Origin of the sequence: Rhodococcus sp. 008 (assembly GCF_001682295.1) — a bacterium.
GTDB lineage: Bacteria > Actinomycetota > Actinomycetes > Mycobacteriales > Mycobacteriaceae > Rhodococcus_F > Rhodococcus_F qingshengii.
Genome location: NZ_CP012749.1, coordinates 1,624,036 through 1,642,080 on the forward strand (window position 1 = coordinate 1,624,036; position 18,045 = coordinate 1,642,080).

The 18,045-nt window shown below is 61.6% G+C and carries 19 protein-coding genes; 8 read left to right on the plus strand and 11 right to left on the minus strand.

Annotated elements, in window-relative coordinates:
- Window position 1 precedes the first annotated feature (1 nt).
- The 3 genes from AOT96_RS07735 to AOT96_RS07745 form a co-directional block, all read right to left on the minus strand.
- The gene (locus tag AOT96_RS07735; protein WP_042446343.1) at window positions 2-1,096 is read right to left on the minus strand and encodes a GGDEF domain-containing protein; all 1,095 of its coding nucleotides are present in this window, start codon (window positions 1,094-1,096) and stop codon (window positions 2-4) included.
- A 147-nt stretch (window positions 1,097-1,243) separates the two neighbouring features.
- The gene (locus tag AOT96_RS07740; protein ID WP_042446349.1) at window positions 1,244-2,383 is read right to left on the minus strand and encodes an EstA family serine hydrolase; all 1,140 of its coding nucleotides are present in this window, start codon (window positions 2,381-2,383) and stop codon (window positions 1,244-1,246) included.
- Window positions 2,384-2,487: 104 nt separating this feature from the next.
- Window positions 2,488-3,378 (minus strand): oxygenase MpaB family protein, encoded by an 891-nt coding sequence (locus AOT96_RS07745; RefSeq protein ID WP_223304557.1) that lies wholly within the window; start codon window positions 3,376-3,378, stop codon window positions 2,488-2,490.
- A 95-nt stretch (window positions 3,379-3,473) separates the two neighbouring features.
- On the opposite strand from AOT96_RS07745, the gene AOT96_RS07750 reads away from it, so the two are divergent.
- The gene (locus tag AOT96_RS07750) at window positions 3,474-4,094 is read left to right on the plus strand and encodes a TetR/AcrR family transcriptional regulator (RefSeq protein ID WP_030536050.1); all 621 of its coding nucleotides are present in this window, start codon (window positions 3,474-3,476) and stop codon (window positions 4,092-4,094) included.
- Window positions 4,095-4,104: 10 nt separating this feature from the next.
- On the opposite strand, the gene AOT96_RS07755 is transcribed toward AOT96_RS07750, so the two are convergent.
- Window positions 4,105-4,797 carry a GntR family transcriptional regulator gene (locus AOT96_RS07755; RefSeq protein WP_054781111.1) on the minus strand — a complete coding sequence of 231 codons (693 nt, stop codon included), beginning with the start codon at window positions 4,795-4,797 and terminating at the stop codon, window positions 4,105-4,107.
- A 9-nt stretch (window positions 4,798-4,806) separates the two neighbouring features.
- Window positions 4,807-5,949 (minus strand): acyl-CoA dehydrogenase family protein, encoded by a 1,143-nt coding sequence (locus AOT96_RS07760; protein WP_007730792.1) that lies wholly within the window; start codon window positions 5,947-5,949, stop codon window positions 4,807-4,809.
- A gap of 127 nt (window positions 5,950-6,076) precedes the next feature.
- On the opposite strand from AOT96_RS07760, the gene AOT96_RS07765 reads away from it, so the two are divergent.
- Window positions 6,077-7,603 (plus strand): aldehyde dehydrogenase family protein, encoded by a 1,527-nt coding sequence (locus AOT96_RS07765; protein ID WP_050656790.1) that lies wholly within the window; start codon window positions 6,077-6,079, stop codon window positions 7,601-7,603.
- 12 nt (window positions 7,604-7,615) lie between these two features.
- Here the strand turns inward: AOT96_RS07765 and sfnG are convergent, their stop codons facing one another.
- Window positions 7,616-8,740: a dimethylsulfone monooxygenase SfnG gene (gene sfnG / locus AOT96_RS07770; protein WP_007730790.1), complete on the minus strand. Its 1,125-nt coding sequence runs from the start codon at window positions 8,738-8,740 to the stop codon at window positions 7,616-7,618.
- Window positions 8,741-8,838: 98 nt separating this feature from the next.
- On the opposite strand from sfnG, the gene AOT96_RS07775 reads away from it, so the two are divergent.
- On the plus strand, window positions 8,839-10,059 hold the full coding sequence (locus AOT96_RS07775; RefSeq protein ID WP_058226890.1) for an SfnB family sulfur acquisition oxidoreductase: 1,221 nt from the start codon (window positions 8,839-8,841) through the stop codon (window positions 10,057-10,059).
- Between the two features lie 6 nt (window positions 10,060-10,065).
- Here the strand turns inward: AOT96_RS07775 and AOT96_RS07780 are convergent, their stop codons facing one another.
- Window positions 10,066-10,728: a TetR/AcrR family transcriptional regulator gene (locus AOT96_RS07780; protein WP_083197593.1), complete on the minus strand. Its 663-nt coding sequence runs from the start codon at window positions 10,726-10,728 to the stop codon at window positions 10,066-10,068.
- Between the two features lie 119 nt (window positions 10,729-10,847).
- On the opposite strand from AOT96_RS07780, the gene AOT96_RS07785 reads away from it, so the two are divergent.
- On the plus strand, window positions 10,848-12,242 hold the full coding sequence (locus tag AOT96_RS07785) for an MFS transporter (RefSeq protein WP_003942889.1): 1,395 nt from the start codon (window positions 10,848-10,850) through the stop codon (window positions 12,240-12,242).
- A 6-nt stretch (window positions 12,243-12,248) separates the two neighbouring features.
- Entirely contained in the window at window positions 12,249-13,244 is a 996-nt protein-coding gene (locus tag AOT96_RS07790; protein ID WP_003943156.1) for an ABC transporter substrate-binding protein, read from the plus strand.
- Here the strand turns inward: AOT96_RS07790 and AOT96_RS07795 are convergent.
- Complete coding sequence (locus AOT96_RS07795; protein WP_030536057.1) at window positions 13,231-14,058, minus strand: helix-turn-helix domain-containing protein; 828 nt, start codon at window positions 14,056-14,058, stop codon at window positions 13,231-13,233. The two genes, AOT96_RS07790 and AOT96_RS07795, sit on opposite strands and share 14 nt — an antisense overlap.
- Window positions 14,059-14,198: 140 nt before the next feature.
- Here AOT96_RS07795 and AOT96_RS07800 point away from each other — a divergent pair, with 140 nt between their 5' ends.
- Window positions 14,199-14,867, plus strand: a complete 669-nt coding sequence (locus AOT96_RS07800; RefSeq protein WP_007730785.1) for a DsbA family protein — start codon at window positions 14,199-14,201, stop codon at window positions 14,865-14,867.
- A 146-nt stretch (window positions 14,868-15,013) separates the two neighbouring features.
- Window positions 15,014-15,445 (plus strand): MarR family winged helix-turn-helix transcriptional regulator, encoded by a 432-nt coding sequence (locus AOT96_RS07805; protein WP_003942924.1) that lies wholly within the window; start codon window positions 15,014-15,016, stop codon window positions 15,443-15,445.
- 54 nt (window positions 15,446-15,499) lie between these two features.
- On the opposite strand, the gene AOT96_RS07810 is transcribed toward AOT96_RS07805, so the two are convergent.
- Complete coding sequence (locus AOT96_RS07810; protein WP_047269408.1) at window positions 15,500-16,192, minus strand: alpha/beta hydrolase; 693 nt, start codon at window positions 16,190-16,192, stop codon at window positions 15,500-15,502.
- A gap of 190 nt (window positions 16,193-16,382) precedes the next feature.
- Window positions 16,383-16,550 (minus strand): hypothetical protein, encoded by a 168-nt coding sequence (locus AOT96_RS36000; protein WP_225320434.1) that lies wholly within the window; start codon window positions 16,548-16,550, stop codon window positions 16,383-16,385.
- Here AOT96_RS36000 and AOT96_RS07815 point away from each other — a divergent pair.
- Window positions 16,473-17,276 carry an AraC family transcriptional regulator gene (locus tag AOT96_RS07815; RefSeq protein WP_231917452.1) on the plus strand — a complete coding sequence of 268 codons (804 nt, stop codon included), beginning with the start codon at window positions 16,473-16,475 and terminating at the stop codon, window positions 17,274-17,276. The genes AOT96_RS36000 and AOT96_RS07815 overlap by 78 nt on opposite strands.
- Window positions 17,277-17,278: 2 nt before the next feature.
- Here the strand turns inward: AOT96_RS07815 and AOT96_RS07820 are convergent, their stop codons facing one another.
- Complete coding sequence (locus tag AOT96_RS07820; protein ID WP_037130560.1) at window positions 17,279-17,917, minus strand: YdcF family protein; 639 nt, start codon at window positions 17,915-17,917, stop codon at window positions 17,279-17,281.
- Window positions 17,918-18,045: the final 128 nt, after the last annotated feature.

The window sequence follows — 18,045 nt, forward strand, 5'->3', positions numbered from 1 at the left end:
ATCAGACCAGGCTCGCCCGCACCTGGTTGCCACCTTCGCGCTTCGCTTCGTACATCACCGAGTCCGCGACGCGGAAGAGTTCGGCAAAAGCAGCGTCGACTGACTCACCCGGATTCCGGGGCGCGGTGCGGACCGCCATTCCGATGCTCGCGCTCGTCGGAGGGTCATCGTTCGCTCCGTCCATCGCGGAGCGGATCTGTCCTTCCAGCCTGGAGATCACGCTGACCGGTACCCGTTCGACCACGACGAACTCGTCACCGCCCATACGAGCAGTCAAGGCGGACTGGGTTGTCCACAAACGGATGCGCAGTGCAGTTCGCATGATCGTGCTGTCTCCTACGTCATGGCCGTGAACGTCGTTGATCGTCTTGAAGCGATCGAGGTCGATCACCACTACGAGCAGTGCATCCGCTTCGGTGACCGGAGCGCCCATCAAGTCGTTCACCCGACGCGCCAATCCGCGACGGTTGAGCAGTCCGGTCAACGGGTCGATGTCGGAGGTAGTGGCATCCGAACCCAGGACCGCCAGAACAATCTGTGACACAACAGGAATCACGATGATCGTAGCCAGCACAACCGAGATCTTCGCCAGTCCCAAGCCGACGTCCGCTGCTGGCCCGAACAACAAAGTCCACCCCGAAAGCACCGTGACGGTCGAGGCGAAGACCAAGTGACCGACTTGGAGTTTCGGATTGTGGAAGAACGCGATGTAGCCGCCGATCGACGCGAAAACGACGCACGCGATGAGTCGTCCCAGCGGTTCCGAGTCGGTTGCGGCCGCCGCCGCAATCGCGACGTCGGAACCCACGACAAAGGTGTACGACCACAGCGGCGTAGGCGGAAACAGCCACCAGATCAGGGCCGCGCCGAGGCACAGCGCGATGACCGCCAGATTGACCGCTCGCCAGAACGTACCTTGCGGACCGACGTCACTGAATCGCGCCGACAGCAACACCAGCCCCATCCAGAATGCTGTTCCGCCGACCAGCGCCCGGCAGGAAGTCAAGAACCCGCGGTCCTGGAGGTACCTGCTGAAACTGTGGAACTGGTCCGGCAACTGCCACCAGCGCATGACGACGTCGACCAAACCGTTCATCGCCGATCAGCCGATGCAGCTCCGCAACTTTTGGGCGTACTTCGACGAAACGGACTCGCTGATTTCCCCCCGGAGCACACTGGCATATCCGGCAGCATAGTCAGCGGCGACAGACAAAAACCGTTCTGCCGGATTTGAATCGGTCGATCAACTCAAAGCGTCGTAGGCCGCCGATACGTACTGCGCCGATCTCTCGGAACCGAGCAGACCCGGCCCCATCTTGTTCATCACGTACGAGAACGTCATGCGCTTCTCGGTGTCGATGATGATCTGCGAGCCACCCCAACCTCCCCAGAAGCAGATTCGCCCCTCCGGAATGAACGGGACGGACTCGGGCGTCGGCAATCCGAATCCGACGCCGAAGCGGACCGGCACGCCGAGGACGAGGTCGACCCCGTACGACTGCTCCTCGAAGATCTTGTCGATCGTTTCCTCCGACAGCAAGCGAACGTCACCGACCTTGCCACCGCACGCGATCACCGATTGGATCCTTGCGAGTGCCCTCGCATTCGAATGACCGTTGGCCGCACCGATCTCGGCGGCGCGCCACCCGTCGGTCCACGAACCTGTAGCGTCAGCGGGCGGCGCGGTGAATGTCTTCACCATGATGTTGTCCATCCCGAGTGCCGCGATGTCGATCGGCAACGGCGGTGGCGCAATCACATTCGAGACTCGCCCGTATTCCGACTTCGGCAAGCCCAGGCGGAAATCAGCATCGAGTGGGCCGGCGATTTCCTCGTCGATGAAGCGGCCGAGGGTTCGTCCGTCGATGCGCCTGACGACCTCGCCGATCAGGTGGCCGTAGTTGAGGGCGTGGTATCCGGATGCCGTACCCGGTTCCCACCACGGAGCCTGCGTCGCCAACCGGGCGGTGGCATATTCGTCGTCGCAAATGTTCTCGAGGGTGAACGGTTGATCCCACCCCGACACACCCGAGGTGTGCGACAACAGTTGCCGGACCCGAATTCGGTCCTTGCCCGCTGCTGCGAATTCCGGCCAGTACTGCGCGACCGGGGCGTCGAGATCAAGCAACCCGCGGTCGACGAGCATGAGCGCGGCCAGTGCGGTCACGGTCTTGCTGCAGGACCAGACATTGGTAACGGTGTCGCGAGACCAAGGAGCAGTGTGCTCGACGTCGACCCAACCGCCCCACATGTCGACGACGGATTCGCCGTCGATCGTCAGTGCGATCGCTGCCCCGACGTCCTCGCCGGAATCGAGATTGCGTGCCAGCGCCTCCTTCAAGCCAGAGAATCGCTGGTCACATACGCCTTCGATGTTCGCCACTGACAGCCTCCACAGGAATGATGAAACTTGACGTCAACTTCAACTATGTCGAGTATGTGTCCGATTCACCTGTGGTGTCAATCACTTCAAGTGCCAGAGTCGGCTCAGACCAACGGGATTCCCTTGGCGATGCGCCGACGCAGATCCCAGAGATAGAAGTTGTAGGGAAACATCCGCAGAATCTTCGGACTGAACCGATTGACCAGCGCGGCGACGCGCATGGATCGGTCGAAGTTACGCTGCTGACGCACTGACCACGGGAGCCGCATTTCGTCACGAAAGGCTTGGGGCAGGAACCCTGTGGTGACAAATCGGTTGAGCGGACCGACCACGGGATGCAACAACTTCGGCGTGAAGGTCGCCGACGCGATCCCGTAGAGATGCTCACGAATCGTCTCGTCGATCGCCACCTTGTCGAGGTTCTCGTTCCAGTAGACCTCGAACGCGTCCCGGTCCGCCGGCCACATGTCGCGTCGCATCTGAAGGGTTGTACCGAACGTGGCGCTGCGCTGATAGAACGCATCCCGGGTTACCGGATCGAGATCCCCGTACAAGATTTTGTAGACGTCCTCGAAGCCTCGGTACAGGCAGGCGGCTACCCACAACTGCAGTTCGGGATCGAACGCGTTGTATTCGACCGCGCTGTTCTCATCGGAGCGAACGTGCTTGTGAGAGCCGTTGACTGCGCGTCGGTACAGCTTCTTTTCTTCGTCCGTCGCCAGGCTTGCGACGGCGAGATACGTCAGCGTCGTCCGGGTTCGCTTCACCGGATGCCGATCCAACCGACCCGTCTCGACCTTGCTCTCATACACGCCGTACCCCACCGCCGGGCGCGCCAACTGCATGATGACGTTGGCGCCTGCGGCCAACAGTCCGAGCCCGGACATCGCCTTTTCAACCTCGGCGTCGATGTCGACCGCCTGGACGCCGACCGCTCCGATGCCGCCTGCCACCGCTTCCTCGCGCCCGCCCGTCGAATCCCTACTCACCGTCATGGCAGAACCCCTTCGAAGTCATATCTGCGAACGCATGTTCTCAGATGAGTGAAACGCTGAAATGCCGAGATGTCAAGCAATCTCGGGATGCAAAGATGGTCTTCATGAATGACCAACCGCGTTCGTACGGTGGCGTCGACGGCGCGCTCCGCGTAGCCCAACGACGGGGTGCGCTGATCGAGGCCGGTCTGGAACTCATGGGCTCCGCCGAGCCCGAACTGACGGTCCGCGGAGTGTGCAAGAAGGCCGGTGTCGCGGCGCGGTACTTCTACGAGAGCTTCACCGATCGTGATGCTCTGATGTCGGCCGTCTACGACACCGTCATCACGGACATCGCCGTTTCAACCCAGGCTGCAGTGGACGCCGCCGAGACCGAACGCGGCAAGGCGCTCGCTGGAATCGCGAATATCGTCCGCACTATCGCGAACGATCCCCGTCGCGGACGTCTACTGTTCTCCAGCGCCCTGACGAGCCCTGTCCTGGCCGAGAAACGCCAAGCGTCGACGACGATATTCATCGGTCTCCTGGCCGCCAACGCGAAGACCTTCTACCGATTGAACGACAGCGGTCATCTGACCCTGACGGCCACGTTCCTGGTCGGCGGCCTGGCGCAGACCCTCAGTGCATGGCTCGACGGGTACATCGACGTGACGGAAGAAGAACTGGTCGCCGAATGTGCGGCGATCCTGCTCGCACCCGCCCTGCCGCCGTCTTGAGCTCCTGCATTCAGTCCCAGATCCCGATGTTGTCGAGGTGAGCGAGAAGTCGAGCAGCGCCGTCGGAGAACTGCAGACTCATCTGCGCGTCCACCTGTTCTCGATCGTGCTTCTCGAACGCCGCGATCAAAGCATCGTGGCTCGATACCGCAAGCTCACCCCAACCTGGATCCGTCGCGTAGAGACGAGCAGGGGTGTACCGAATCGCGCCGAACAGGAACCATGCCAACTTCGCACCACCCGCAGCGCGATTGATCAGGCGATGGAACTCGAATTCGCACTGCTCGATCGCAGCTGCATCCGAAGCGTCGACCGCCGCTCGCAAATCGGCATTGAGTTCCGCGAGTTCCGCGAGTTGATCAGCGGTGATGCTGTCCATCGCCCGCAACGCCAGCTTGACCGCGATCTGCCCCTGCAACCAGAAGATGTCTTCGATGTCCTGGCGACTGAGGGGCGAGACGAGATAGCCGCGATGCGGAACCAACTCGACCATCCCCTCGCCGCGTAATGCGACGAGGGCTTCTCGCACCGGCGTGACGCTGACCCCGAGGTCGGCCGCGGTTTCGTCCAGCCTGACGAACTCGCCCGGACGGACCGAGCCGGACATGATCAGGTTGCGAACGTGGTTGGCCACGTCCTCCGACAACTGTGGCCGTCTCCTCAGCTCAGATGTCGCTCTCCGAGTGCGTGCAGACGTTGCCACAACCGATCCTCACAGTCCGTACGTTTTGCCGATGATGTCTCGCTGAATCTCGTTGGTACCACCATAAATGGAGGACACAAGAGTCTTTCGCACATGGTGCTCCATGTCGAACTCAGTCGCGTAACCGTACCCACCCATCATCTGCATCCCCTCGAGCGCGACCTTCTTGGCGGTCTCGGTCAGCTTGAGCTTGGCCATCGACGCTTCCCGCGGGAACATCTTGGTCGGGTTGGCGTCGACCATCCTGGCCACGCTGTAGACCAGCAGACGGCCGCATTCGATCTCCGTGGCGAGATCCGCGATCCGATGGCGAAGCGCCTGAAACGATCCGACCGGACGGCCGAACTGCTTACGCGTGGTTACGAATTCGAGGGTGTCGTCGAAAGCGCGCTGCGCGGTCCCGAGCATCATCGCCGCGAGGATGAGGCGTTCTATGTTGAGTCCGGCCATGAGTTGACGCCAGCCGTTGCCTACTTCCCCAACCACCGCGTCCTCGGGCAGGAATGTGTCGGTGAAGTAGAGATCGTTGACCTCCTTGCCGCCCATGGTGTCGATTCCACTGATCTTCAATCCGGAGATGTCGGCCGGGACATGGAACATCGTCAGGCCCTCATGCTTGCCTTCACCTCGGGATGTGCGAGCCACCAGAAGGATGTTCTCGGCGAAGTGCGCGTTGGAACACCACGTCTTCTGGCCGTTGATCAGCCACCCACCGTCGACCTTCTCGGCGCGGCAACTCAGATTTCCCACGTCGGAGCCCGCTTCGGGTTCGGACATCGAGATCGACTGAGACGCGCCACGGACGATCCCGCCGAGCACTGCCTCCTTCTGGGCCGGACTGCCGAACTTCTCGTATGCAGCCCCGGTGATGACGGTCGGGCCGAGTCCACCGATCGGCGCCATGCCCTTGGCGGCTTCCTCCAGAAAGATGCACAGGTCGACCGTGCTTCCGGCGGATCCGCCGTATTCCTCCGGGACAGTCAGCCCGAGCCATCCCAATTCCGCCATCTTCTCGTAGAACGCCTGGTTGTGGTTATGGGCGCCATGATCGGTCAGCAGGTCTCGCTGCTCACGGGTACCACTTTCCTTCTTGCAGAACGACGCTACCGACTTGGCGAAATCAGACTGCTCCTGCGTGAAATCCATGTACATCGAAAACTCCCGAGTGAGATGAGGCTGGAGGCTTGTCGGAGCTCGGTCCGACGCATACTGTGACTACCAGCACAGTAAATCACATCACATATATGTGATGCACCGACATGTGGAGGATCTGAAGAACATGACAGAACAGCTCGGCCGCCAGAGCACGTCCACGTCGACAGATCCGAGATCGGACGATCACACTTTCGCGAGCCTCGACCCTCGCAATGATTCCGTGGTCGCGCAGCACCCCATTGCAGACCAGCAGGAGATCGAGAAAGCGGTCGCCGCAGCACGCACGGCGTCGAAGTGGTGGGATCAACTCGGATTCCAAGGCCGCCGGAAGGTGCTCGGCAATTTCCGCGCCGCGATCGCCACTCACGCCGAATCGATGGCGGCGATCATTTCCGCCGAGACCGGAAAACCCAGCGACGACGCACTACTCGAAGTCATGCTGGCCGTCGAACATCTCGACTGGGCGGCACGCAACGCACAGAAAGTGTTGCGCCGCAGACGCGTCGGTGCAGGACTGATCAGCGCCAACCAGTCTGCATCCGTCGGCTACCGACCGATGGGCGTCGTCGGCGTGATCGGCCCCTGGAACTATCCGCTGTACACACCGATGGGGTCGATCGGCTACGCACTGGCCGCCGGCAACGCCGTAGTCTTCAAACCGAGCGAACTCTCACCAGGCGTCGGCGTCGAATTGGCCCGGCTGTGGAACATCGCCGCACCCGGACACCCTGTCCTGCAGACCATTACCGGTGACGGAAAAACCGGTGCACTTCTGTGTTCGTCCGGTGTCGACAAGATCGCATTCACCGGTTCGACCGCTACCGCAAAGCGCGTAATGGCCGCCTGCGCGGACACCCTCACCCCCCTGGTCGCCGAATGCGGCGGCAAGGACGCCATGCTGGTGGACTCCGACGCCAACCTCGATGCGGCCGTGAGCTTCGCGGCATTCGGGGCAGTGGGCAACGGCGGACAAACCTGTGCCGGCGTCGAACGAATCTACGTCGCAGCGCCCGTGTACGACGCCTTCCTGTCCAAGCTCACCGCCGCGCTACGAGACGCCCACGCCGGCGCCACCGACAGCTCGACCTACGGGCCGATGACGCTGGGAAAGCAGACTGGGATAGTCCGGGGCCAGATCGAAGACGCTCTCAGTCGCGGCGCGAAAGCTGTACTCGGCGGACTTGATTCGTTCAACGGTCCGTTCATCGATCCGATCATCCTGACGGATGTTCCGGAGGATTCCACGGCGATCACCGAGGAGACGTTCGGCCCGAGCGTCGTGGTGAACAAGGTCGCCGACATGAACGAGGGGATCGAGCGCGCCAATGCATCGAAGTACGGCTTGGGCGCCTCGGTGTTCACCAAGAGTTCGTCGAAGGGCCGAGCGATTGCCGAAAAGCTCGAATGCGGTGTCGTCACGGTCAATTCGGTTCTCGGATTCGCCGGAATCGCCGCCCTGCCGTTCGGCGGGGTCGGCGATTCCGGATTCGGCCGTATCCACGGAGCCGATGGGCTGCGTGAGTTCAGCAGTGTGAAATCACTGGCCGTTCAGAAGTTCAACGCTCCGCTGGACCTGCTGACCATCGAGCGAAAAGCCAGGGACATGAAGATCTCACGTTGGATGCTGGCGAAACGCCACGCGAAGTCCTGAGAGATCAGGCGATCAGCCGGCGGTGACGAGCACCTGCTCGTCGCTGTCGGCTGCTTCGAGTTCACGAACCAGCGGAAGCACCTTGGCCCCGAAGTATTCGATCTCCTCCTGGAAATGCAGGAATCCGCCGAGAATCAGATCGACACCGCGACGGCGATATTCGACGATCCGATGCGCGATTTGTTCCGGCGTGCCGATCAGTTGCGAGCGGAAACCGTCGTTGTACTGAACCAAGTCCTCGAACGTCGAATCCGCCCACATCCCGTCCTTGGACGCGGTCGATGCGCCGGCCTGTTGGACTGCATTCTTGAATCCCTCGACCGCAGGGCGGTTGGCCTTGGCGATGATCTCGCGCAGTGTGTCCTTTGCTTCCGCCTCGGTGTCGCGGGCGATGATGAATCCGTTGAGCCCGAACTTGACCTCCCGATCGTTCTCACGAGCAACACGGCGAACGTCGACCAACTGTTCGGTGACGCCGTCGTAGTCCTTGCCGTTACTGAAGTACCAATCCGAATACCGGCCCGCGTTCTCACGGGCTGCCGCCGAGTTACCACCTTGGAACAGTTCGGGATTGGGGCGCTCCGGAGTGTTGAGAGGCTTCGGCTTCAACGTGAAGTCGTGGATGCGGTAGAAGTCGCCGCGGAAATCGACGTCGTCCTCCGTCCAGATCTTCCGAAGAACCTGAAGGAACTCGGCGCTACGCCGATAACGCTCGTCGTGCTCGAGCCACGGCTCGCCTAGATGTGTGAACTCGTCCTTGAACCAACCACTGACGACGTTGACGGCAAATCGACCGTTCGACAAGTGATCGGCGGTAGCGCCCAGTTTCGCCAACACGGCCGGCTGCCAGAGTCCCGGATGCACCGCGGCGATCACCTTGAGCTTCTCGGTGGCCAGGAGAAGCGCAAGGCTGAAGCTCGTGGATTCGTGCTGGAATTCGGCCCCGTAGCTCGCCTCGTAACGTACCTGGCTCAGGGCGTACTCGAAGCCGTTGTTCTCGGCGGTCTGTGCCAGCTTCTTGTTGTACTCGTAGTCCCAGCTGGTCCGCTGCTCGATGTCGGAGGTGACCAGACCACCACTGACATTGGGCACCCAGTAGGCGAACTTGATCTCGTCGGCGATACGTTCAGTAGACATGAAACCCAGCAAACATGCAGTTCCCAGTGGTTTCCAGGGTAGCGATCACACAGGTTGTAAGTGTTGGGTGGGTGCTGCGACTGTGAAACGGTGGCAGCATGACTGCTGTGGACATTCAGGAGATCGCGCACCGCATCACCAGCGAGGACGAGGCGCTCTCGGTGGCGTCACAGCTGTCCGACGAGTTCGCGGCAGGTGCCGGAGTCCGCGATGCGCAGCGCCTCCTTCCCCACGACGAGGTTCGCACCCTGGCGCGGTCCGGCTTGCTCGGACTCTCGGTGCCGAAGGAGTTCGGTGGCATCGACGCAAGCACCGAGACGTTGGCCGAGGTCTTCCGCCTACTCGCCGAGGGCGATCCCAGCATCGCGCAGATTCCGCACAGCCACTTCACTTTCCTGGAAGCGCTCCGGTACCAGGGGTCTAACGAGCAGAAGCAGTTCTTCTACGCCGAAGCATTGTCGGGCAAGCAGTTCGCCAACGCCCAGAGCGAGCGCGGCAACAAGACCATCGACATCGACGGCACCACTCTCACCCCCGACGGGGAAGACTTTGTGCTCGAAGGTCGAAAATTCTATTGCACCGGAGCGCTTTTCGCAGATTGGATCGTGGTGCGTGCCGCCAATGCGGATCAATTCACCGAGACCGGCGCACAGGTGAAATCCGCGGTCTACCTACCCCTGAATACTCCCGGACTGTCGATCGTCGACGACTGGGACGGCATGGGACAGAAGACAACTGCAAGCGGAACCGTGACCCTGGAATCCGTTTCGGTACCGCAGTTCAATGTCGTACCCTTCACGTCGCTCTTCACTCACCCGACCACCTACGGAGCACAGGCCCAGATCCTGCACGCCGCGATCGACACCGGCATCGCGTCGGCTGCACTGCGTGAATCCGTGAAACTCGCGGCAAAGGCGCGTCCCTTCTTCGAGGCGAAAGTCGATACAGCGGTGGAGGATCCACTGCTCGTTCAACTCGCCGGCGAAGCGGCAATCGAGGTTCGCGCTGCCAGATCCCTCTTGGCGGAAGCAGCGCGATCGATCGACGTGGCGCGTCGTGATCCCACCGAGGACTCCACGGCCCGAGCATCCATCGACGCTGCAACTGCCAAAGTGGTCGGTGCCAGGGCGTCATTGGCGGCCACGAGCACGCTGTTCGAGATCGGTGGCACCAGAAGCGCAGGCGAATCGGCGAACCTCTCGCGGTTCTGGCGTGACGCGCGCACGCACACCCTGCACGATCCGACGAGGTGGAAGGTCCAGCACATCGGCCGGTGGACACTGTCCGGGACAATCCCACCGCGGCACGGACTGCTGTGAACACACTCAGTCGGAGTTCATATATCCGCTGATCAAGACTTCCAGTCCTTCCAAGTAGCTCTCAGTCGTCGTCCCTCCCGGCCAGTCCTCGAGCACCTCACTGAGCACCGGCAGTTCCTCGGGCCCGATTTCTCGGATCTTGACCGCGAGAGGTGACACGCTGCCTTCCGGTCGCGTAGTGGTGTCGTAGATGTTGAGCAATGCGCCGAGTGTGTAGTTCCACAGCGCTCGATAGATCAACAGTGCGCGACGAGGTGACATACCGAGTTCGACACACGCGGCCATCGCCCGATCGACCAAGACCACAGCGCCGCTCCCACCACGGCCACCGCGCTGAAGCAACTCGATGATCCAGCGCTCCGACGCCAGCTTTTCGAAGATCGCGGTGAAGATCGTGCGAAGCCGTTCGACCTGATCCTGCGGCAGGACCAGCGCGCCGAGATCTTGTGAGTACACATCGAGCACCGCGCTGATCAGCTGTTCCTTGTCGCCCACGTGCCGGTACAGCGCCATCGGCGTGGTGCCGAGCGACTTCGCCAACGCGCGCATGCTCAACGCGTCGGCGCCGCCGGTCTGAAGCTGCCGTTTCGCCTCGTCGACTATCTGCTCCGACGTGATCGTCGGGGGACGTCCGAGCCGCGGTGATCTCGGTTCCATCTTTTCGGCCATCCGTCGATTGTGCGCGCCCCTGCTACGACGCTCTCGCCCGGGGAACCCCTTGCATCTCAGTCGCCAGCAAGGTAAACCTAACTACTTATGAGAACGCGTATACAAATTAGGTACCTGCAATGACAACAACAACTCGAGCGGTAGCCGCACCGGCTCTGGTCCTCACAGCCGCCGCGGCAGCGCAGTTCCTGGTGGCCTTCGACATGTCGGTCATCAACGTCGCACTGCCCGACATCCAGGAATCGCTGAACTTTTCCGACGCCGGGTTGTCCTGGGTCGTCAACGCGTACGCCCTCGCCTTCGGCGGACTGCTGCTTCTCGGCGGTCGTCTGTGCGACGTGATGGGCACTCGTCGAGTTCTGGTTTCCGGGCTTCTGCTGTTCGCCCTCGTCAGCATCGTCGGCACCTTCTCCGTGTCCGCCGAAATGCTTGTCGGAGCTCGGGCACTTCAAGGCGTCGGCGCTGCACTGATCGCGCCGGCCGGGCTCGCCGCACTCAGTCAGGCCTTTCCCACCGGACGCGCCAGGGCCAAGGCATTCGGCATCGGCGCAATGTCGTCAGCACTGGGCGGCGCACTCGGTGTCGTCCTGAGCGGCATTTTGACCGAAGGGCTCAGTTGGCGATGGGTGATGTTCGCCGGCGCACCAGTGGCCCTGATCGCCGCAGTTGCCGGTGCCCGTGGCCTGCCGGCCGGCCAAGCCGCCAGAGGCGGCTCCCTCGATCTCCCCGGAGCCATCTTGGCGACGGCCGGAATCACCGCCCTTGTCGGCACAGTGATCGCCACGGAATCACATTCCTGGACTTCGGGCTACGTGCTGGGTGGATTCGCGCTCACGATCGCGCTGCTCACTGCGTTCGTTGTGGTCGAAAGCCGCTGTGCCACACCACTGGTACGACTGTCCACCCTGCTTCGACCCCGAATCGGACTGGCCAACGCCATCATGTGCCTGGTGTGCGCGGCACAGTTCAGCGCGTTCTTCTTCGTCTCACTCTTCCTGCAACGCGGGCTGGGCTATTCACCGACCACCACCGGTCTGGCTTTCCTGCCCTTCTGCTTCGGCCTGGTGATCGGCATCCTCGCGTCCACCAAACTCCTTCCGCGCTACGGAGTTCGACCGCTGCTCGTAGTCGGGACAGCAGTCGCCGCAATCGGAACTTTCATGTTTTCGACCATGAACCTCGACAGTCCCTTCTGGGCCGTCATCCTGGTGCCTTCGCTTCTGGCGAGCATCGGCATCGGTCTGTCGTTCATGCCGCTCAGTAACGTCGCCACCGCCGACGCTCCCCCCGAAGAAGTCGGCATGGCATCCGGGCTACTGAGTACATCGCGTCAGATCGGCGGTTCACTCGGACTAGCCGTTCTCGTGAGCGTCGCCGCTTCCTCGACGGCACGTTCGGACAGCGCGCCGACCGAAGCACTGGTTTCCGGATACTCCCAAGCCCTCTTCGTCTGCTCCGGCCTACTGCTGGCCGGTACCCTCCTGTCCTTCTTCTTCCCACGAATGGATCGTTGACCTCAGATGTTCACCACCCGAACCGCATTCGGCATCGTCTCGGCGCTTCTCCTGACCGTCGCCGGCGCAAGCGCGTGCAGCAGCTCCGCCGAGTCCGACACCGCCTCTGCAACTCGCTCCGTCACCCACGAACTCGGCACCGTCGAAGTTCCGGCCTCACCGCAGCGCATTCTCGCGCTCGACGAGTACGCGGGGTTGAGTGCACTCGCACTCGGCGTGAAGCCCACCGTCGTCTACAGCACCCTGCGATCGGACGTCGCCAAGTCGATTCTGCGCGAGCAGGGCGTCGAAGTTCTCGACAAGCCGACTTTCTTCGCCAACCCCGCCGTCGAGGAGATCGCGTCCGTCGAACCCGACGAGATCTTGATGAGCAATGCCGGTCCACTACCGAGCCTGTTCGCGCAGATCAATTCCGTGGCGCCAACCTTGGTCCTCCCGTACTCGGCGCCGTGGCGTGATGTGCTCGAACAAGCTGGGGCACAGCTCGATCGAGGCAGCGAAGCTACCGCCATGATCGGAAAGCTGGAATCCGGCCTCGAAGGCGTCAAGTCCGCGGCTGCCGGCCAGAGCCTTGCGATCCTTCTCGGCTACAGCGGAAACCTGTTCACCGTGCCACCGACCACTCCCATCTCCACACTGGTCACCGAGGCCGGATTCACCAGGCCGGCATCGGAAGTCAACGCGACCAACAATCAAGACACCGGCACGATTTCCCCCGTCTCGCCGGAACTCCTACCCGAGCATGCGGCGCAGACCGTCGCCGTACTTTCCGGGCAGCAGTACGACGCATCCATCGTGCGAAACACTCCACTGTTCGACAACCTGACACCCGATCCGGCGCACGCTCTGGACGTCAGCGGTGATCTCTGGTTCGGCAGCCATCCTTTTGCCATCTACTGGATCATCCAGGATCTGGACGGCATCGCACATGGCAAGGGGCAGAACAGTATCGGAACCCTCGACAGCGCCGACGCGCGATGGGCGGCATTCAGCGCGCTCTGACGTCCTGACGGAAGGTCAGCGGAGAAACACCCACCCGGGTGGCGAAGAACTTCGTGAAGTTCGCAGAATCGTCGAACCCCAACTTCGACGCCACCTGGGTGACCGTGTCCGTGCCGAAAGACAGCAGACGTTTCGCTTCGAGAACCACACGCTGATCGATGTACTGCTTTGCCGTCATCCCGGCAGCGGCTCGGGTGGCCCGCAGCACAGTCTTCTCGGAGTACCCGATCTTGTTGGCGTACTCCGAAACCGAACGGACCGTGGCGAAGTCACGTTCGACAACGGCATGAAACCTTTCGAACACGTCATTGTGCGCCAGCACGGAACTCTGTTCCTGTCCACCGAGATGGGTCAGTTTCAACAGAATTGCTGTCAGCGTGTGCCGCAGAATGGCCGCGCGAACGACCGGCGCGGAAGTATCCGGGCAGCCGTAGTTCAGGTTCAGGTGTTTCATACCCGTGCTGATGGTCTCGAGGTTCTCGCCGGACAACTGCCACGCTGCCTGCCGACTGCGAGCGTTCCCGTCCAACAACTGCTGGCTGACGGCATCGAGCGACGAGGGTGTGAACAGAACAACCGTCGCCTCGAAGTCCTGGATTCGCCCCCACTGTTGCACCTGCCCCGGTCTGACCCAGAACACGGTCCCCGGGCTCACCGCGTAGTTCACGAAGTCGATGGTGTGTAGCGCCGAGCCCTCGGTCACCAGCGCGAGCAAGTGAAATTGCGGACGTTGGGGGCCGACGAACTCTGCGCTTCCCCCGTTGATGCGAATGGTGTCCAGGCTGAGTACTTCGATCTCGGTCGCGTCAGCCACCGACGATGCGTACCCGACGTCCCGGACGGGTACTTGTCTGTTTTTCACTAGTTCGGGACTCATCTTCACCGTGACCGAATACCCGAATGCGACATACCGTCAGGGTATCAATCAGTTCACGCTCGGATAGGAATCTTCCAGTGCAGACATCACGCTCGGAAACAGCAGGCAAGACGCAACTCACCTACGTCTTCGACGCCTATTGCGGGTGGTGTTTCGGCTTCGGCCCTGCGTTGACGGAGTTCGTCCGTCAAAATGCCGATTCCATCGACTTGTCCGTGGTCAGCGGCGGACTGTTCACCGGTGAGCGCGTCGCGCCCATGTCTTCGGCTCCGTACCTGAAATCAGCCAACGCCACCATCGCCGCCCAGACCGGCGCTGTCTTCGGTGACGGATATTCACAACTGGTGACTGATGGGCGGTTCGTCATGGATTCGACGGATGCAGCGATCGGACTCGCCGCACTGCGCGCGCAAGATCCGACACGCGCCCTCGACATCGCGGAGGCCATGCAGATCGCGTTCTACCGAGACGGTCGCAGCCTTTCCGATCCCGAGACGTACCGATCCATCGCGGAATCCCTCCAACTCGACCCATCTGCCGCGGTGTCTTCCCTGTTCACCGCCGCCTCGAAGGATGCCGCCCGCGCTGATTTCGTCCGAGCACGCAGGCTCGGCGCCACTTCGTTTCCGACGCTGTTGTTCCACGGGAGCGACGGGTCCGTCGTGAAATTCGGTTCTCCGACCAGTACCGCGGCCGATCTCACCCGCGACCTGAACACGTGCGTGCGGGCGTATGCGGTGGCTTGACCCACCCACCTTGCGAGCGAAAGGTACGCCCGGCGCCTTCAGTACGCCGAACGTACCTTTCGCTCAGCGTGACTTCACCCAAATCACTTCGGCCCCCCTTCTGGTTTGATGAACACCGAACGAATCGCACCAAAGGGGAAACGACAGTGGTTTCAGATCCGATCACGGGCCTGGAGATGGAACTTGCCGACATGTGGCAACGAGGACGCGCCCAGGCGCGCACCTATGCGCGCGCAATTCATCCCAAACTCGATCCGGCGCTCTACCCGGTTCTGGTCATCCTGAACCGTTCGGATGCGGTGCGGATGTCCGACCTGATCTGCACCCTCGATATCGAGAAGTCCACCTTGACCAGGCAAATCGACGCCGCAGCTCGACTCGGCCTGGTGGAACGAATCCCCGATCCCGACGACGCTCGCGCCAAGTTGGTAGCTCTGACCCCTGAGGCGCGAACGAAGCTCACGACCATCCGCAATCACCAGATAGATCGCTGGCGCGCCCGACTCGCGAAATGGGATACGGACGACATCACCACGCTGACAGCGCTGCTTCACCGACTGGGCAGTTCCGAGGACTGACGACAAATTAGTCGTGATGGGCAGCCCACTCGAACAGCCGGACGATTTACGCCGTCACGACAATTCTGCAGCAGCACGCAGGATCAACTGGGTGACCTCGTGCGGGTGGGACGCCAAGGATGCATGGCCTGCGTCGAGTTCCTCGATCTCGCGGGCACCGATACGCTCTGCCATCCATCGCTCGGTTTCCGGCGGAATCATTCGGTCCTGCCCTGAAACCTGATACCAACTGGGCTTCCCACGCCATGCCGGCGGCCCTGACGGGTCCGAGAAACACTGACCCGCAATGGGTTTCTGCGTCAGCGCCATGACCAATGCTTCCGTGTCGTCGAGATCCTGACTGAAACTCTCCTGAAACTTGTCCGGGGCGATCCACAAGAAGCCCTCGGCGTCCGGCGCGATGTTCGCCGCGCCCGCCGGCTGATCCGTGCGGGCGAAGATACTTCCCAGGCTGTCACCCTCGTCCGGCGCAAAGGCAGCGATATATACCAGTCCCACAACGTTTTCCGCATGACCCGCGCCTGTGATCACCGCGCCGCCGTACGAGTGTCCGACCAGCAAGGTCGGGCCGTCCATCGATTCGGCCAACTTCCTGGTCCGGTCCACGTCGTCGGCGAGCGAAGTAAGTGGATTCTGGACCGCAACCACTCGATGCCCGGCGTTGTGCAGGGTGGGTATGACGTGACGCCAATGAGAACCGTCTCCCCAGGCTCCATGCACCAGAACGATGTTTACCTTCTCTGCCATGACCAACTCCTCCAGATACGCAGTGCGACGAATAATCCGACGATCGGCAAGCCTTCGAAACCCAGACCTTGCCTGTTACCCACGTTAAGGGGATCCTGGATCAATAACCATGACCAGATTGCCAAGTTTTTGTGCAGAAACGCCGAATGCTCGAGACCATCGGAGTGATCGATCCATGAGGACAACATCATCACAGCGGTACGTACCCACCACCGACGAGACTCGAACCCGGGACACCCTCTCGCACGTTCTCGAAGTCGTCCACCTTCGCGGTGATCAGATTCATCGCTGCGTCCACGGCGAGAACTTCACCGTGGAGGTACCCACTGGGGTGCGAGCACTTCACATTGCCGAGCACGGTGACATCGTGATCAGAACGCAGGGCAAAGCCCCGATCGAACTCGGCCCCGGGGAACTCGTACTGTTACCCCATGGGCATGCTCATACGATCGAGAATGCGATGCCGATGCACCCGAAAAACGAAACATGTTGGCTTTTCGGTACTTTCACACTCGACGACGTCGCAGCGCAGCGACTGCTGTCCGTTCTGCCGGACTTCGTCGAACTGCGCGCGACACAAGGAACCCCGGTCGAGTGGCTCGAGGTGAGCAGCCGACTGTTGGGCGCCGAGGTGGACGATCCGAAACCTGGTTCCTCCGTGATGGTTTCCCGGATTCTCGACCTTCTCTTCGTCCAGATCCTCAGAGCGTGGGCTCGAGCGGACGGATCGAACGGCGGATGGTTGACCGCAGCAATGGATCCACGAATCGGGCAGGCCCTCGAGGCCGTCCACAACGACCCGTCACGCAACTGGACCATCGACGAACTGGCGACGCTGTCCACCCTGTCGAGATCGTCTTTTGCGGAGCGCTTCTCGCGACTGGTCGGCCAGACGCCCGGCGCTTACATCACCGAGCGCCGACTCGACCGTGCCGCCGAACTACTCGTGCAAACCACCGAGCCGGTCGGAACCATTGCGATAACCGTCGGCTACGAATCCGATGCCGCGTTCAGCCGCGCCTTCCGTCGACGATTCGACGCCTCGCCGTTGAACTGGCGAAAGTCCAACTCCCACAATCACTGACGTCAGGTTGCAGCGATTACGCCTGCGACCGGGATCCGGCCGAGAACTGCAACGCGGAAGTCCACCATCGCGCGCTCCACGTGATTGGCGCTCGAGACCACAACCACGCCGGTCGCGCCTCGATCGGCGAGAATCCGCGCAGAGTTGATCGCATTCTCGACTGTCGACCACGAAGTTCCCTCTTCGGTGATCCGGCCCGGGTTGACGCCGTTGGCAACGAGCCATTCGCGCATCGCCCTGGCTTCCGTTACTCCGGCCTTCGGAGCCCCACCGCTTGTGATGATCGGAGACTGCGGGTACTGACGGGCCAGCTGGAGCGCCGCCTGAAGCCGGTCGACCAACATCGGACGCATCGTGCCGTCGTCGAAGAGGCCGGCACCCAAGACGACGATGTTCGTGCCCACGGGGTTGAGGTCGAGCAGCACGGGCGACTGGCGTGTCAGCGTCTCAGCACTCGTGCACGCAAGAATGAGAGACCGCACCGGTGTTTGGCAGCCGCCCACCGTCGACAGGATGCCGTTGACGACCGTCGTCGGAGTGATGTCGGCACTCGCTGTCGCCGGCGACAATCCCACTCCGGCTGCGGCGATTACCGAAGCAGCAATCAATCCCTTCGTCAGAGACCTACGAACATTTGCCATGTAGCCGAACCCCCAAGAGTTGTCGGTTGTCCAGCACACGGTAACGAACGTTTTGTCTGAATTGTGTGATTTAAGCGACTTTTACTGTTGACTTACCGTCACACAGACTAAACATGAAGGTTTCACAA